The sequence below is a fragment of the Stenotrophomonas sp. 107298_Sma genome, assembly GCF_056480345.1.
On the sequence record NZ_CM151094.1, the window covers coordinates 3394591 to 3410182 of the forward strand.

The window sequence follows — 15592 nt, forward strand, 5'->3', positions numbered from 1 at the left end:
TCCACGGAAGCTTCTTGATGCCGTATTCCCCCCGCGCCCTGGCCGCCGCCATTGCCGCGTTGTTCCTGTTCAGTGCCGTGCCGTCGGCCGAAGCAGCGAAGAAGAAGGCCAGCCGCCCTGCCGCCGCGCAGACTCGCCAGGCCGCCAAGCCCAAGGCCAGGCCCGCCCGCGCCACCGCGCCGGCCCGTGGCAGTTCGGCGCGCCGCGCTGCGCCACGTCCCGTCGCACCGGCCCGCGCCGTGCCCAAGCAGGTGCAGCTGGAGCGCCTGTACGACGAGTACTGGGATGCCTCGATGCGGTTGAATCCGCTGCAGGCCACCTTCCAGGGCGAGACCCGCTACAACGACCAGCTGCCCAACATCCTGTCCCCCACCTGGCGCCAGCAGTCGCACGACTTCACTACCGAATGGCTGGGCAAGGTCGAGAAACTCGGCAATGACGGCCTGCAGGGCCAGGACCTGCTCAGCTACGAGATCTTCGTGCGCGATGCGCGCGCCTCGCTGGCCGCCGAGCGTTACCCGAGCTGGATGATGCCGATCAGCCAGTACTACAACGTCGGCAGCATCATGGCGATCCTCGGTTCCGGTGCCGGCGCGCAGCCGTTCAATACCGCGCAGGACTACGACACCTGGTCGCGCCGCTCGCTGGGCATTCCCGAGCTGTTCGACCAGGCCATCGACAACATGCGGCAGGGCGTGAAGGCCGGCGTGGTGCAGCCGCGCGACCTGATGGAGAAGGTTATTCCGCAGTTGGATGCAGTGATCAAGCCAACCGCTGAGGAGAGCATCTTCTGGTCGCCGATCCGCACCATGCCGAACACCATCGCAGCCGAGGACAAGGCGCGTATCAGTGCTGAGTACAAGCGCATGATCGAACTGCGCATCATGCCGGCCTACCGTGCCCTGCGCGGCTTCATCGCCACCGAGTACCTGCCGGCCACCCGCGCCAGCAGCGGCTTGGGCGCATTGCCCGATGGCCAGGCCTGGTATGCCAACCTGATCGTGCAGACCACCGCCAGCGACCAGACCGCCGCGCAGCTGCACGCGCTGGGCGAGCAGCGCGTGCAGGAGCTGCAGGCTCAGATCGCCACGGTGATGAAGGACGCCAAGCTGCGCGGTACGCCGTCCAAGCTGCTGCGCAGCATGCGCAACGACCGCCAGTTCCAGTACGGCGACGCCAATGCGTTGATCAACCGCTATCGCCAGGTGCAGCAGCAGGTCAACGCGCGCCTGCCACAGGTGCTGGACACCCTGCCCAAGTCCACACTGGAAATACGCGCGGTGGAGCCCGAGCGTGCACTCACCTCCGCTGCGGCGGCCTACCAGCCGTCGCCGGCCGGGCAACCAGGCCTGCTGTACGTCAACACCCGAGACCTGCCCAGCCGCAAGCGTTGGAGCGTGCCGGTGCAGTACCTGCATGAAGCCATTCCCGGCCACCACGTGCAGCTGGGCCTGCAGCAGGAACTTGCCAAGCTGCCGCGCTTCCGCCGCCTGGGTGGCGACCTTGCCTTCGTCGAAGGCTGGGGCCTGTACGCGGAAACCCTGGGCGAGGATCTCGGCATCTACACCGACCCTTATGACCGCATCGGTTATCTGTACTCGCGCCTGCTGCGCGCCGCGCGCGTAGTGGCCGACACCGGTGTGAACGCGCAGGGCTGGAGCAAGCAACAGGCCGTGGCCTACCTGCAGAAGACCGTGGACATGAGCAGCGATGACGCCAACGCCGAAGTCGAGCGGATCATGGCCCAGCCCGGCCAGGCGCTGTCCAACGTGGCCGGCCTGACCACCATCGTGGCCCTGCGCGACAAGGCCAAGGCACGGCAGGGCGCAGCCTTCGACCTGCGACGTTTCCACGCCGAACTGCTGAAGGACGGCTCGATGCCATTGGACGTACTGAGCCGCAAGATGGAACGCTGGATGGCGCAGCCGGCCAGCACCACGCCCACGCCTTCGCCCTGACCCCTCTGGAGCCGTCATGCGCCCTGCCGTCGCCCTGTTCGCTGCCGTGCTGGGCCTGCTGCCTCTGGCGGGCGCCGCCGCACCGGTGCTGAACCCACCGGATACGGGCATCGACGGCCTGATGCAGGCCTACGACGGCCAGGTGCCCGGCGCCGCCGTGCTGGTGCTGCACGACGGCAAACCGGTGTTCCGCCGCGGCTATGGCCTGGCGGTGGTGGAAGACCGCACCGCAGTCACTCCGGCCAGCAACTTCCGGCTGGCCTCGGTCAGCAAGCAGTTCACCGCCGCGGCTGTGCTGCTGCTGGTGGAGGATGGCCGGCTTGGGCTCGACCAGCCGGCCCGACGTTGGCTGCCGGAGCTGCCCCCGGTGGCGGCGGACATCACGATCCGCCAACTGCTCTCGCACACCAGTGGCCTGCTCGATTACGAAGACCTGATGGACCCGGCCGGCACCCGCCAGGTGCACGATGCCGATGTGCTGGCCCTGCTGTCGCGCGCGGACCGCTTGAACTTCGCACCCGGCACGCAATACCGCTACAGCAACAGTGGCTACGCGCTGCTGGCGCTGATCGTCGGCCGCGCCTCCGGCCAGGATTTCGCGGGCTTCCTGCAACAGCGGATCTTCCGCCCGCTGGGCATGGCCCATACCGTGGCCCACCAGGACGGCGTCGATGTGGTGGCTCAGCGCGCCTATGGCTACAGCGAGCTGGACGGCCACTGGCAACGCACCGACCAGAGCACCACCAGCGCCGTGCTGGGTGATGGCGGCATCTATTCCTCGCTGGACGACCTCGCCCGCTGGGATGCCGCGCTGTATGACGACCGCCTGCTGTCGAAGGCCTCGCGCCGCGCGATGTTCAGCCCGGCCACGTCGACGCCCGAAGCCGACGTGCCGCACTACGGCTTCGGCTGGCGCCTGAACGGGCCGGTGCAATGGCACAGCGGCGAGAGCATCGGTTTCCGCAACGTGATCGTGCGCCATCCGGAAAAGCACCTGACCGTGATCGTGCTGAGCAACCGCAACGACCCCGAACCCTATCCGCTGGCGCAGAAGATTGCCCAGCGCTGGCTGGACACCCTGCAATGAGCGATGACGCCTGCGCCCTGCTGGGCATCCACCACGCCGCACTGATCTGCAGCGACTACGCGCGCTCGAAAGACTTCTACGTGCGCATCCTCGGCCTGCGCGTGCTGGCCGAGAACCACCGCAGCGCGCGCGACTCCTGGAAGCTGGACCTGGCACTGCCCGACGGCAGCCAGCTGGAACTGTTCTCCTTCCCTTCCCCGCCGCCCCGTCCCAGCCGCCCGGAAGCCCAGGGCCTGCGCCACCTCGCATTCCGCGTCGCCATGCTGGAACCATTCATCGAGCGCCTGGCCGCGCATGGCATAGCCTGCGAACCGATCCGCGTGGACGAATACACCGGCCGCCGCTTCACCTTCTTCGCCGACCCCGACGACCTGCCGCTGGAGTTGTACGAGATCGCTTGAGCGATTTTCAATCGCGGAGATTCATCCACGCATGGCGTGGATCTGCGTGTCGACCAAGGTCGACACCCACCAAGAGCAGGCAATGCCATTCCAACCGATCGCGGAACCTGTCGAAGGCGGGGTGGGTCCGGTTGCGGGGGTGTCCGCGGCATGGATGCCGCGGCCAAGCCCCCATGGATGGGTTTACGGCGTCCCCCGCAACCGGACCCACCCCGCCATCCACGGAATGCGTGCCGTTGCTTCGGCCGTTGCGGTTGCGGTTGCCTCTGCGGGCGCCGGGTGCAACCCGGCCAACACCCCCCTTCCCCATACCCCGCCGAATGGGTATACAGTCGACCCATACCGGCACCGTGCCGGAATGAACCCTGGGAGGGGACCATGCGCAAGACCTTCAAGACCCTGCTGCTGGCGCTGCCACTGTGCCTGGCCGCGCTCTCGGCGCAGGCCGCCGACGGCGCCGCCGGCCGCTGGAAGACCATCGACGACAAGACCGGCAAGGTGAAGTCGATCGTCGAGATCACCCAGGCCGCCAATGGCACGCTGTCCGGCAAGGTGGTCGACATCCTGCACTCGGACAAGGGCCCGAACCCGGTCTGCGACGGCTGTGAAGGTGCCAACAAGAACAAGCCGGTGAAGGGCATGACCATCCTCTGGAACCTGAAGGCCGACGGCGCCAACAAGTGGTCCGGCGGCACCATCCTCGACCCGGCCAACGGCAAGACCTACAAGTCGAAGATGGAGCTGCAGGCCGGCGGCACCAAGCTGGATGTGTCCGGCTGCATCGCCTTCATCTGCCGCGCGCAGACCTGGCAGCGCGAGTAAGCGCCACGTCCCCCGCTTCACACCCGTGACCCGGCCCCGGCCGGGTCACCTCGTTGCGGGCATGCGATACTCTGCGGTTCCCCTCGGCTTCACCCCGCGACCATGACCCGTACCGCGCTCGTCACCACCGCCCTGCCCTACGCCAACGGCCCGCTGCACCTGGGCCACCTGGTCGGCTACATCCAGGCCGACATCTGGGTGCGCGCGCGGCGAATGAGCGGCGGCAAGGCCTGGTTCGTCTGCGCCGACGACACCCACGGCACCCCGATCATGCTGGCCGCGGAAAAGGCCGGGGTCACCCCGGAAACCTTCATCGCCAACATCCAGGCCAGCCACGAACGTGACTTCGCCGCCTTCGGCGTGGCCTTCGACCATTACGACTCGACCAATTCGGCAGCCAACAAGGCACTGACCGAGCAGTTCTACCTGAAGCTGGAAGCGGCCGGCCACATCAGTCGCCGCTCGGTCGCGCAGTTCTACGACCCGGCCAAGGGAATGTTCCTGCCCGACCGCTACGTGAAGGGCATCTGCCCGAATTGCGGCAGCGCCGACCAGTACGGCGACAACTGCGAAGTCTGCGGCGCCACCTATGCGCCGACCGACCTGAAGGAGCCGCGCTCGGTCATCTCTGGCGCCACACCGGAAATGCGCGATTCGGAGCACTTCTTCTTCGAGGTCGGCCACTTCGATGCGTTCCTGCGCGAATGGCTGGCCGGCGATGTCGCCCTGCCGGGCGTGAAGGCCAAGCTGGGTGAGTGGCTCAATGCCGAAGGTGGCCTGCGCGCGTGGGACATCTCGCGCGATGCGCCGTATTTCGGCTTCGAGATTCCCGGCCAGCCGGGCAAGTACTTCTACGTCTGGCTGGACGCACCGATCGGCTACCTGTCCAGCTTCCAGACCCTGTGCGGCAGGATCGGCGAAGACTTCGAGGCGCACCTGCGCGCCGACACCAGCACCGAGCTGCACCACTTCCTCGGCAAGGACATCGTCAACTTCCACGGCCTGTTCTGGCCGGCGGTGCTGCATGGCACCGGCCACCGCGCGCCAACCCGCCTGCACGTCAACGGCTACCTGACCGTGGACGGTGCCAAGATGAGCAAATCGCGCGGCACCTTCGTGATGGCGCGTACGTTCCTCGATGCCGGCCTGGAACCGGAAGCGCTGCGTTATTACTTCGCGGCGAAGTCCGGTGGCGGCGTCGACGACCTCGACCTGAACCTGGGTGACTTCATCGCGCGCGTCAATGCGGACCTGGTCGGCAAGTTCGTCAACCTCGCCAGCCGCTGTGCCGGTTTCATCAGCAAGCGTTTCGACGGCCTTCTGGCTGCGCAGCTGCCCGACGCGGCCCAGTACCAGCGCTTCGTCGATGGCCTGGCACCGATCCGAGAAGCGTACGAGCGCAACGACCCGGCCGCCGCCATCCGCCTGACCATGACGCTGGCCGACGAAGCCAACCGCTATATCGATGATGTAAAGCCGTGGGTGATCGCCAAGCAGGAAGGCGCCGATGCGCAGCTGCAGGCCGTGTGCAGCCAGGGCCTGAACCTGTTCCGCGTGCTGGTCACCGCACTCAAGCCGGTGTTGCCGGCCACCGCCGCACAGGCCGAAACCTTCCTGGCCGCACAGGTGAACGACTGGACTGAACTGGCGCAGCCGCTGCTGGGCCATCGCATCGCCGATTACACCCCGCTGTTCACCCGTATCGACCCGAAGAAGATTGACGCCATGATCGACGCCTCCAAGGACACCCTGCAGACCACCGCCGCTGCAGCCCCCACCGCCAAGAGCGAAGCTGCCAAGCCCGCCGCGCCTGTCGCCGCCAAACCCGAAGCGAACAACGCCGATGCACCGGCCACGATCGGCATCGACGACTTCGCCAAGCTCGATCTGCGCATTGGCAAGGTGCTGGCGTGCGAGTTCGTGGAAGGTTCGGACAAGCTGCTGCGCTTCGAACTGGACGCCGGCGAACTGGGCAAGCGCCAGATCTTCTCCGGCATCCGCGGCAGCTATGGCGAGCCGGAAAAGCTGGTCGGCCGCAGCGTGGTGTTCATCGCCAATCTGGCCCCGCGCAAGATGCGCTTCGGCCTGAGCGAAGGCATGATCCTGTCGGCCGGTTTCGACGGCGGCGCACTGGCGCTGCTGGACGCCGACAGCGGCGCACAGCCGGGCATGCCGGTCCGCTGATGCCCGCGGCGGGCGTGGCCTATGGCCGCGCCCGCCGGCACCGGCCCGGGGAAGCAACGCGATGGGAGGCAACGCAATGGAACTGGCGCTGTTCGACTTCGACCACACCGTGACCACCTGCGATACCTATGGCCGCTTCCTGCGCCGCGTCGCCACGGCCGAACAGCTGGCACAGGCATGGTGGAAGATCGGCCCGTGGCTGGCTGCGTACAAGCTGAAGCTGATCTCGGCAGAACGTATCCGCGCACGCGTCACCCGCCTGGCCTTCAGCGACCGTCATAGCGATGACATCACCACGCTGGCAGCCGGTTTCTCGCGTGATGTGCTGCCCGAAGTGGTGCGGCCGGAGATGCTGGAGCAGATCCGCTGGCACAAGGAACAGCAGCACACCGTGGTGATCGTGTCCGGTTCGCTGGACCTGTACCTGAAGCCGTGGTGCGAGCAGCTGGGCCTGCAGTTGATCTGCAACCGGCTGGAAAGCCAGGACGGCCGCCTGACCGGCCGTTATGCTGGCGGCGACTGCGGCCCGCGCAAGGTCGAGCACATCCGCCGCCAGTTCGATCTGTCGCGCTACGTACGCATCCATGCCTACGGTGACAGTTCCGAAGACAAACCGATGCTGGCGCTGGCGCACGAGCGCTGGTTCCGTGGCAAACCCCTGAAGTAACCCCAACGCGCAGCCTTCGCCACGCATGAGCCTGACCCCGCCCTTGACCGAACGCCTCGACCGCCTGCTGCCGCAGACCCAATGCGGGCAATGCGGCTACGACGGCTGCCGCCCGTATGCGCAGGCGATGGCACGTGGCGAAGCCGGCGTGGACCGCTGCCCACCCGGAGGCGACGCAGGCGCGCGGGCGTTGGCGCAGGTGCTGGGTGTGCCTGCGGCTGCGTTCGACCGCACGCGCGGCGAACACAAGGCGCCGCAGGTGGCATTGATCGTGGAAGCCGACTGCATCGGCTGCACCAAGTGCATCCAGGCCTGCCCGGTGGATGCCATTGTCGGCGGTGCCAAGTACATGCACACGGTGATCGCCGATCTGTGCACCGGCTGCGAGCTCTGCATCCCGCCGTGCCCGGTGGACTGCATCGAGCTGGTGCGCCTGTAACAGGGGGTCAGATCCCTTTTCCTTCGGAAAAGGGATCTGACCCCGTTCAATGATTACGGTACGGCCGCCGTCACCACGATCTCGACCTTCCACTCGGCGTGGGCCAGCTTGGCTTCGAACGTTGCGCGGGCCGGCGTTGCACCCTCGACCACCCACTCGTCCCACGCCTTGTTCATGCCATCGAAATCGGCGATGTCGGCGAGGAAGACTTCCGCACGCAGCACGTGCTGGCGATCACTGGCCACCAGCGCCAGCAGCTTGTCGATCTCGGCCAGCACCTGCCGGGTCTGCCCGGTGATGTCCTGGCTGGTGTCTTCCGGAATCTGGCCGGAGAGATAGGCGACCTTGTTGTACACGGTCATTTCGGACATGCGCGGTCCGACGTCGTAACGCTCCATCATGGGCGTGGCTCCTGCGGGTGATCAGGCCTGCATTGTCCTCCAAACCAGCCAACGGTGGGTGCATGGACGCTTTCCGCGCAATGCCACTACCTGCCCATGACAGTTCTGCTGGTCAAATGCCAGCGACAGGCGCACGATGCGCCACGCCCGCGTTGACACCGCCCTCGCCCCTGCTGCCGCACCCTTGCGCCGATGACCGCCCCCTCCGATTCCATCGCTCCCCCTTCCACGCCCACCTGGAAGCGGGTGGCCACCATCGTCATCCCGCTGCTGATCCTGGCACTGGCCCTGCATGGCCTGGCCGGTGAGTTCGACGAGCATGGCTACCGTGCCATCCGCCAGGCCTTCCGCCAGCTCAGCGGTACCCAGATCGCGCTTACCGTGGTACTCGGCCTGGCCAGCTATGCCTGCCTGATCGGCTTCGACGCCATCGGCCTGCGCCGCAGCGGCATCCGCGTGCATCCGGCGCGCATCGGCATCACGGCCTTCCTCGCGCACACCCTCGGCCAGACCGTGGGCTTTGCCGCACTGACCGGCGGCGCCGTGCGCCTGCGCGGCTACCGCAGCGCCGGCCTGGACCTGGCGCAGATCGGCCAGGTGGTGCTGATGAGTACGCTCGGTTTCGTGTTCGGTGCGTGGCTGTTGATCAGCGTGGCGCTGTGCATGGAGCCTGCAGCGGCGGCATTGGCATTGCCGTTGAATCCAGACGCGGTGCGCGTGGTCGGCGTGGCCGCCCTGCTCGCATTTGTGGGCACCGTGTTGCTGGTCGGCCGCGAGGGACGGCAGTTCAGCGTGTTCGGCCATGCACTCTGGTTGCCCGACCGCCGCACCATGCTGGGTGTCACCGTACTCAGCGTCATCGAGCTGGTGCTGGCCAGTGCTGCGTTCTATGTGCTGCTGCCCGACTCCACGCCCACCGGCCTGCCCGGCTTCGTCGGCCTGTACCTGGTGGCGGTGCTGGCCGGCCTGGTCTCGACCGTGCCGGCGGGCCTGGGCGTGTTCGAGTGGAGCCTGCTGAAGCTGCTGCCACAGGTAGCCCCGGCAGCGGTGCTGGCCGCAGCGCTGATCTACCGCGTCACCTACTACGTGCTGCCACTACTGCTGGCCACCCTGCTTGCCCTCGCGCCCGCGCTGCGGCAACCGCTGCAGGCCAGTGCTGGGGCAACCCGTGCCGGCTGGAACGCGCTGCGCCCATGGCTGCCGCAGATCATCGCGCTGGCGGTGTTCAGCATCGGTGCCGCGCTGGTCATTGACGGCACGCTGCCAACACCACGTCGTCATCTGGTCGGCGCCTCGCTGCCGATCCTGGAAACCTCGCACCTGATCGGCAGTCTCAGCGGTGTCGCCCTGCTGCTGATCGGACAAGGCCTGGCCAGGCGCAGCCACGCCGCGTGGATGCTGGCGATGGCGGTGTGCGTGATCACCCCGTTGCCGTTGTGGCTGCGCGGTGGCCAGCTGCTGATCGCGGTTTCTGCGCTGCTGGTGGCGATGGCGCTGTGGGCCGCACGCCGCGAGTTCTACCGCCAGGGCGCACTGCTCGATGAAGCCTGGTCATGGCCATGGCTGCGCAACCTCGGCCTGGTGCTGGTGGCGGTCACCTGGCTGCTGTTCTTCACCTACAGCCACGTCGAGTACCAGAACGAGCTGTGGTGGCAGTTCGCAGTGTCGGGCAATGCACCGCGCGCACTGCGTGCGTTGCTGGTGGTCGCGATCGCGCTGGTGATGTTCGGCCTGGCGCGATTGCTGCACAGCACGCGCAGCCCACTGCAACCCGCCGACGAGGCTACGTTGCAGTCACTGGCACCCGTGCTGGCTGGCGCCACTGATACCCAGGCCTGCCTGGTCCTGACTGCCGACAAGGCGGTTCTGCGTGATGAGGCCAAGCAGGGCTTCGTGATGATGCAGCGCTATGGCGGTTCGCTGATCGCGATGGGCGATCCGGTCGGTCCGCCGGACGTGGCGCGCGCCTTGATCTGGCGCTTCCGCGAGGAAGCCGACCGGCTCGGGCTGCGGCCGGTGTTCTACCAGGTCGGTGAAACCTATTGGCAGACCTATCTCGACCTCGGCCTGGGACTGGTCAAGCTGGGCGAAGAAGCGATGGTGCCGCTGCATGATTTCGGGCTGGAGGGACGCGAGCGTGCCGACCTGCGCCAGGCCTGGAACCGCGGCAAGCGCAGCGGCCTGTCCTTCCGCGTGGCATCGGTGGAAGAGATCCCAAGCCTCCTGCCGCGCCTGCACGCGATCTCCAACGCATGGTTGGAAGACAAGGCCGGCGACGAGAAGGGCTTCTCGCTCGGTAGTTACGACCCGGATTACCTGGTCCGCTTCCCGGTGGCACTGGTCGAAGCCGAGGGCCAGATCGTGGCCTTCGCCAACCTGTGGCAGGCACCGGCCGGTGCCGAGCTGTCGGTGGACCTGATGCGCCACGTCAACGAAGCTCCGAAGGGCACGATGGACTTCCTCTTCATCGAGCTGTTCCTGTGGGGCCGCGCACAGGGTTATGCGCGTTTCTCGCTGGGCATGGCGCCGTTGTCCGGGCTGGCCCAGCATCGACTGGCCGGGCGCTGGAACCGGCTGGCCGGCCTGCTGGCACGACACGGCGAGCGCTTCTACGGGTTCAGTGGCCTGCGCCGCTTCAAGTCCAAGTTCGACCCGCAATGGCGGCCGCGTTATCTGGCCGCACCCGGTGGCATGCACCTGCCCGCCGCGCTGCTCGATGCCACGCGGCTGATCTCGCTGGACCCACGGCGGAATTGAGGCCGCGATCCGCCGGGCATGGCCCGGCGCTACTTGCCACCCGGCAGGTGTCGACCTTGGTCGACATGCTCGACGCTACATGCGCCCGGTAGGTGTCGACCTTGGTCGACACGCTCATCCCCAAGGCCCCTCAGCCCCAGCGCCGACCAAGGTCAGCATCTACCAAGCGCTACATACCGCCCTTCAGGATCACTTCGGCGAGGCGGTCATAATCGCCACCGAAATGGTGATCGCCGGGCAGCTTTACCTTCTTCACACCATCATTGGCCGGCAGATCCGGGCACAGTGCGTCTTCGTCCTTGTCGCCATACACGCACACGGTCTTGGCTGCCGGCAACCTGGCCACTTCCGGTGCGATCGGCAGGCCGTCGCCACCACCGCCCAGCCAGTTGCTGACGTGGAACTCGAAGTCGGCCTTCTTCCCGACCGACAGCAGCACGATACGATCCAGCGAGTCGCGCGTACTGGCATCGAGCTGGTTGATGGTGGCCGGCAGTACGTCGGCGCCCTGCGAGAAGCCGATCAGCATCACCTTGTCGCGATGCCACTGGGTGCGGTAGTGGTCGATGATCTTCTGCAGGTCACCGGCAAAGCCCTTCGGCGTGCGCTCGCTCCAGAAGTAGCGCAGCGAATCGATGCCGACTACTGCCACGCCCTGCTCGTTGAGCGCAGACGCAACGTCCTTGTCCAGGCCGGCCCAGCCGCCGTCACCGGAGACGAACACCGCCAGCGTGTCACCGTTGCCGGAGGCCGGCACTTCCACTACTGGCAACCCCTTCAGCACAGCTGGTGGCGGGGCCAGGCTGATGCCCGCCTGTGCGCCAATCACCCGCGCCGCAGCCACCAGGCCCGGTGATGCATCACCACGCGTGGTGCGCTTGAACTCGCGCGCCATCGCGACCTGCTGCACGAACGCGCTGGCCTGGCCGACCTTGCAGCCGCGGTCGCCAGCCGCGCTCAACCACGGGAAATTCAGTTCGGCCGGTTGCAGCGCGTTGTGCTTGACCCCATCGCCGCAGACCATGCGCTGATGGTTGTGGTCCGGGCAGAAGCCAGTGGTCAGCAGGCCGGCGAACACCTGGGTGTCGGCCTGCGCCGCCAGCGTGTAGGCCATCTCGGCACCTTCGCCATCGCCGCCGACCAGCGGCAGGTGGTAGCCGGGCAGATGCAGGGAGGCCTGCAGCCAGCGCGAGAAATTCTCCACATCGCCGGAGCCGAACGAACAGGTCGGATCACCTTCGCGCTTGAGCACCCCGCGCAGGTGCGCGATGTCCACCGCCGCAACCAGCGCGCCGTCTGCACGCAGGGCCTCGATCGGCAGGCGGCTGGTGTCGCCACCGGCGGCGGGCTCATGGAACCAGATCACCACACGCTGCGGCGTGCCGGCCGGCATGTGCACCGGGATCTGCTCGAAGCGCCCATGACTGAACTGCTGTGCGGTGACCGCCGCTGTCGCCGGCAGTGCAGCCAGCGCCAGTACCACTCCCATTGCCCTGCCCAGCCCTGCATGCTTCATGTCGCAACCCCGGTGGAATGCGCACACGATACGCCGCTGCCGCGTGCACGGCATGTACCGGCGCAGTCCGTTGGGGATTCAGTCGGCTGCGGCCTGACGGCCGCGGCGGTACAGCGCCAGGGCCAAGTACAGCAGCCAGCCCACGATCACCGCGATCACCACCTTCTGCCCCAGCCCGCGCGGCGGCCCGGCGCGCCACAACACATGCAGCCACAGCAGCACGAAGGCCAGCCAGGCCCAGCCCCAGAGCAGGCCGGCAGCGGTCTTCCAGCCCGGTTCGCGGCGCAGGTACCAGGCCTGCAGCAGCATGCCGACGCTGGCGCACAGGAACGCGGTATTGGCCGCCAGCCCATGGATGAAAGGGGCCAGCAGCGGTGTTGCCTCGGGCAACCAGCTGTCACCGATGGCGACCGTGGCCAGGCCCAGCGCGGACGCCGTGAACAACAACGGCGCCGCCGAACTGCGCCGTGGGCCGATGCTGCCGCGATACAACGCGATGCCCAGCACAGCGATCGCCAGCGCGAGCAGGCAGTACGCACTTCGCAGCAGCAGCCCCCACGGTCCGTGCAGGTAGAGGCTGAGCGTTGCCCGCACCCAGTCCAGGTCGGTGCGTGCGAACTGGGTCCACAACGCTGTGGCCATGAACAGCAGCAATGCCGCCATCGCCAGCAGCGCCGCAGGCCGCATGCGGCTCATGGCGTCGCCTCCGGATGCCGCGCCTTCCACTCGGCCAGCGCCTTGCGATAGCGCTGCAGCTCGTCGGCATACAGGTCGAGTACGCACAGCGGGCAGCCACTGCCACAGCATTCGTTGGGACCGGGTTCTTCCGGCGGCACGGGGCGGGGATCGGGATCAGTGACGGACACGGTGGCAAACGGCAATCGGTGGAAACAGGCCCCAGTGTAACGGGCTGGCTCAGGCGCCCAACTGGCGGCGCAGGTTTTCACGGGCCGCTGCGTCCAGGCGCTGGTGGAAGAATTCGCTGAGGAAGATGCGCGGCGCGCGCAGCAGGCCCTGCAGGAATCGACGCCGGCCGGCACGGTACAGGAAGCCTGGCACCACGCCCTTGTACTCCTCGGCCACACCGCGGTCGTAGGCCGTGAACACCGGTTCCGGCGCGGCCAGGATCGCCATGTCGCAGTCCAGGAACAAGGCCGCTTCGGCGTCGACATCGTCCAGCCCCAGCGCGCCATGGCGTGCGGTCAGCAGGATCAGCTGCTCCACCCGGGCCGCATCGACGCCGGCCAGTTCTGGCGCCTGCGCGATGGCCTGCACCGCCAGCTGCGCCGAACGCGCCTCGTTGTCCTTGCGCCCGGCCTGGTAGACCGCATCGTGGTAGAGCACGGCCAGATAGACTTCGGCCGGTTGCTGCCAGCCCGGGCCCTCGGCCACCTCCTGGCAGTGCTGCAGCACCGCGCGCACATGGCCGAAGTGGTGGTAGGCCCGTGGCGGCGTTGCATAGCTGTCCTGCAGCGCCTGCCACTGCGCCGGTGCAAGCGTCAGCGGAGAGAAGTCCATACCCGGATCATCACGCCTGTGCTGGCACCGGGCAAGCTGGCGGTTTTTTCACCACACCCTCACGACGCTTGCCAGGCGCGGCCTGGACGCGGTTGTCCACAGCTTTGTCGAGCGCTGGTCCACACCGGTTGTGGATGGATGGCGCTGCCGACCAACGGTGACGCCGGCGGCCTCCTCGCGGGTCTACACTCGCCGCAGGCGGGAGCGCCCGCCGCTGTCGGGAGCCGTCATGTACCATCCTGCCGCTCGCTTCCTGTTCCTCGCACTGGCCACGCTGGCAGCGCCGCCCGCGCTTGCACTGGGCCCCGCCGGGGCCGATGCCACCGCGATCGCCGCCTCCCCCACCATTCCGTCGCCGCAGCAGGTATCGGCGATCCCCGCTGAGATGCGCGAGATGCTGCGCACGCAGGTGATCAATCGCGGCTACTCGCGTGAGCAACGCCTGCAGGGACTGGTGGAGATGATCTTCGACCGCCACGGCATGGACCTGCAGTACGACGCCGACGCGACCCTCACCGTCAGCGAGATCTGGCAGCAGCGTCGTGCCAACTGCCTGGCCTTCACCCTGATGTTCGTTGCGCTGGCACGCGAGGCCGGCATCCAGGCGCGCGTGCAGGAGGTGGGCCAGGTGGTGTCCTGGTACCAGGACCAGGCGCAGGGACTGGTTTACAGCGTGGGCCACGTCAATGCCGGGGTTGGATTCGGCGGGCGCTTCGCCACCGTCGACCTGGACCGCAACGTGCTGTACGACCGCCACGGCCCGCAACCGATCAGTCAGGCGCGTGCGCTGGCGCATTTCTACAACAACCGCGGCGCCGAACGCATGGCCGCTGGCGACATTCCCGGCGCGCGTGCGTTCTACGCGGCCGCGCTGGGCCAGGACAGTAGTTTTGCCGCCACCTGGAACAATCTGGGCGTGCTGGAAAACCGCAGCGGCGATGTCGCTGCGGCGCGCCGTTCACTGGAAATGGCCCTGCGCCTGGATGGCCGCCATGACGCCGCGTTGAACAACGCCAGTGCGCTGTACCGCAAGCTGGGGCTGGTGGCCCAGGCGCAGGTGCTGGAACGGCGCCTGCAGTGGGTCCAGCGCGAAGATCCATTCGCCCAGTACATGCTCGGCGCCAAGGCCGAACGCGCGGGCCAGCTGGATGCGGCGATCCGTTATTACCGGCAGGCAGTACGCCTGTACGACACCGCGCACCAGTTCCACTTCGGGTTGGCGCGGGTGTATTTCCTGGCCGGCCAGCTCAGGCGCGCCGACCGTGAACTGCTGCGTGCGCAGGAACTCGGCGGAGCCCCCGAGCAGGCGCGCTACCAGGCCAAGCTGGACAGCCTGGCCCGCTGGCGCGCGCAGCAGCAGGCCCGGCGCTGATCGGCGGTCAGGCCTTCTTGAGGAAGCAGGTCTTCAGGACCAGTCCCTTGATCTTGTCCGAATTGCCTTCGATGTGCTCGGCATCATCCTCGACCAGGCGGATGTTGCGGATCACGGTGCCCTGCTTCAGCGGAATCGAGGAGCCCTTGACCTTCAGGTCCTTGATCACCGTAACGGTATCGCCGGCCTGCAAGGTGTTGCCGTTGCTGTCACGCACGACCAGGGTCGAACCGGAACCTTCTTCGGCGGTCCACTCGAAGCCACAGTCGGCGCAGATCCACAGCGCGCCATCGGCATAGGTGTTTTCCAGGGTGCACTGCGGGCAGGCGGGAACAGAAGACATCGGCAAGTACCTCGAAATGAATCAACAGCCTGCATTGTAACCGCCCGGCCTTTTTTCCCATTTCCACGGGTGGTGCGTGAGGGAGCCCCGGTCCAGCCCGGCCCGCGAGGACGCAGGAACTTGCAGT

15 protein-coding genes are annotated in these 15592 nt (G+C 67.3%); 9 read left to right on the forward strand and 6 right to left on the reverse strand.

The genetic code is table 11. The features are described 5' to 3' along the window. Positions 1-17: 17 nt before the first annotated feature. The 7 genes from ACZK2G_RS15965 (at position 18) to rnfB (ending at position 7558) form a co-directional block, all read left to right on the forward strand. Positions 18-1958, forward strand: coding sequence for a DUF885 domain-containing protein (locus tag ACZK2G_RS15965; protein WP_046983548.1), 1941 nt, complete (start codon positions 18-20; stop codon positions 1956-1958). A 16-nt stretch (positions 1959-1974) separates the two neighbouring features. Further along, the gene (locus ACZK2G_RS15970) at positions 1975-3045 is read left to right on the forward strand and encodes a serine hydrolase domain-containing protein (protein ID WP_478473818.1); all 1071 of its coding nucleotides are present in this window, start codon (positions 1975-1977) and stop codon (positions 3043-3045) included. Then, on the forward strand, positions 3042-3446 hold the full coding sequence (gloA2, locus tag ACZK2G_RS15975) for an SMU1112c/YaeR family gloxylase I-like metalloprotein (protein WP_046983546.1): 405 nt from the start codon (positions 3042-3044) through the stop codon (positions 3444-3446). Before ACZK2G_RS15970 ends, gloA2 begins: the two co-directional genes overlap by 4 nt. Before the next feature lie 378 nt (positions 3447-3824). After that, positions 3825-4268, forward strand: coding sequence for a DUF2147 domain-containing protein (locus tag ACZK2G_RS15980; RefSeq protein ID WP_046985605.1), 444 nt, complete (start codon positions 3825-3827; stop codon positions 4266-4268). A 102-nt stretch (positions 4269-4370) separates the two neighbouring features. After that, positions 4371-6452, forward strand: a complete 2082-nt coding sequence (gene metG / locus ACZK2G_RS15985; protein WP_478473820.1) for a methionine--tRNA ligase — start codon at positions 4371-4373, stop codon at positions 6450-6452. A gap of 76 nt (positions 6453-6528) precedes the next feature. Next, entirely contained in the window at positions 6529-7119 is a 591-nt protein-coding gene (locus ACZK2G_RS15990) for an HAD family hydrolase (protein WP_046985603.1), read from the forward strand. Between the two features lie 25 nt (positions 7120-7144). Beyond that, positions 7145-7558, forward strand: coding sequence for an Rnf electron transport complex subunit RnfB (gene rnfB, locus ACZK2G_RS15995; protein ID WP_046985602.1), 414 nt, complete (start codon positions 7145-7147; stop codon positions 7556-7558). A gap of 53 nt (positions 7559-7611) precedes the next feature. Here rnfB and ACZK2G_RS16000 read toward each other — a convergent pair whose 3' ends face one another. Beyond that, complete coding sequence (locus tag ACZK2G_RS16000) at positions 7612-7959, reverse strand: RidA family protein (RefSeq protein WP_005418155.1); 348 nt, start codon at positions 7957-7959, stop codon at positions 7612-7614. 192 nt (positions 7960-8151) lie between these two features. On the opposite strand from ACZK2G_RS16000, the gene mprF reads away from it, so the two are divergent. Then, positions 8152-10716, forward strand: coding sequence for a bifunctional lysylphosphatidylglycerol flippase/synthetase MprF (mprF, locus tag ACZK2G_RS16005; RefSeq protein WP_046985601.1), 2565 nt, complete (start codon positions 8152-8154; stop codon positions 10714-10716). Positions 10717-10885: 169 nt separating this feature from the next. On the opposite strand, the gene ACZK2G_RS16010 is transcribed toward mprF, so the two are convergent. From ACZK2G_RS16010 to ACZK2G_RS16025, 4 genes are all read right to left on the reverse strand, one after another. Next, the gene (locus ACZK2G_RS16010) at positions 10886-12232 is read right to left on the reverse strand and encodes a virulence factor family protein (RefSeq protein WP_046985600.1); all 1347 of its coding nucleotides are present in this window, start codon (positions 12230-12232) and stop codon (positions 10886-10888) included. 78 nt (positions 12233-12310) lie between these two features. Continuing rightward, entirely contained in the window at positions 12311-12928 is a 618-nt protein-coding gene (locus tag ACZK2G_RS16015; protein ID WP_046985599.1) for a DUF998 domain-containing protein, read from the reverse strand. Next, entirely contained in the window at positions 12925-13098 is a 174-nt protein-coding gene (locus tag ACZK2G_RS16020) for an oxidoreductase-like domain-containing protein (RefSeq protein WP_046985606.1), read from the reverse strand. The genes ACZK2G_RS16015 and ACZK2G_RS16020 overlap by 4 nt, the downstream gene beginning before the upstream one ends. 49 nt (positions 13099-13147) lie before the next feature. Further along, entirely contained in the window at positions 13148-13750 is a 603-nt protein-coding gene (locus tag ACZK2G_RS16025) for an HD domain-containing protein (protein WP_046985598.1), read from the reverse strand. 229 nt (positions 13751-13979) lie between these two features. On the opposite strand from ACZK2G_RS16025, the gene ACZK2G_RS16030 reads away from it, so the two are divergent. Continuing rightward, positions 13980-15122, forward strand: coding sequence for a transglutaminase domain-containing protein (locus ACZK2G_RS16030; RefSeq protein ID WP_046985597.1), 1143 nt, complete (start codon positions 13980-13982; stop codon positions 15120-15122). A 7-nt stretch (positions 15123-15129) separates the two neighbouring features. Here ACZK2G_RS16030 and ACZK2G_RS16035 read toward each other — a convergent pair whose 3' ends face one another. Then, positions 15130-15465, reverse strand: a complete 336-nt coding sequence (locus ACZK2G_RS16035; protein ID WP_046985596.1) for a zinc ribbon domain-containing protein YjdM — start codon at positions 15463-15465, stop codon at positions 15130-15132. Between the last annotated feature and the right edge of the window lie 127 nt (positions 15466-15592).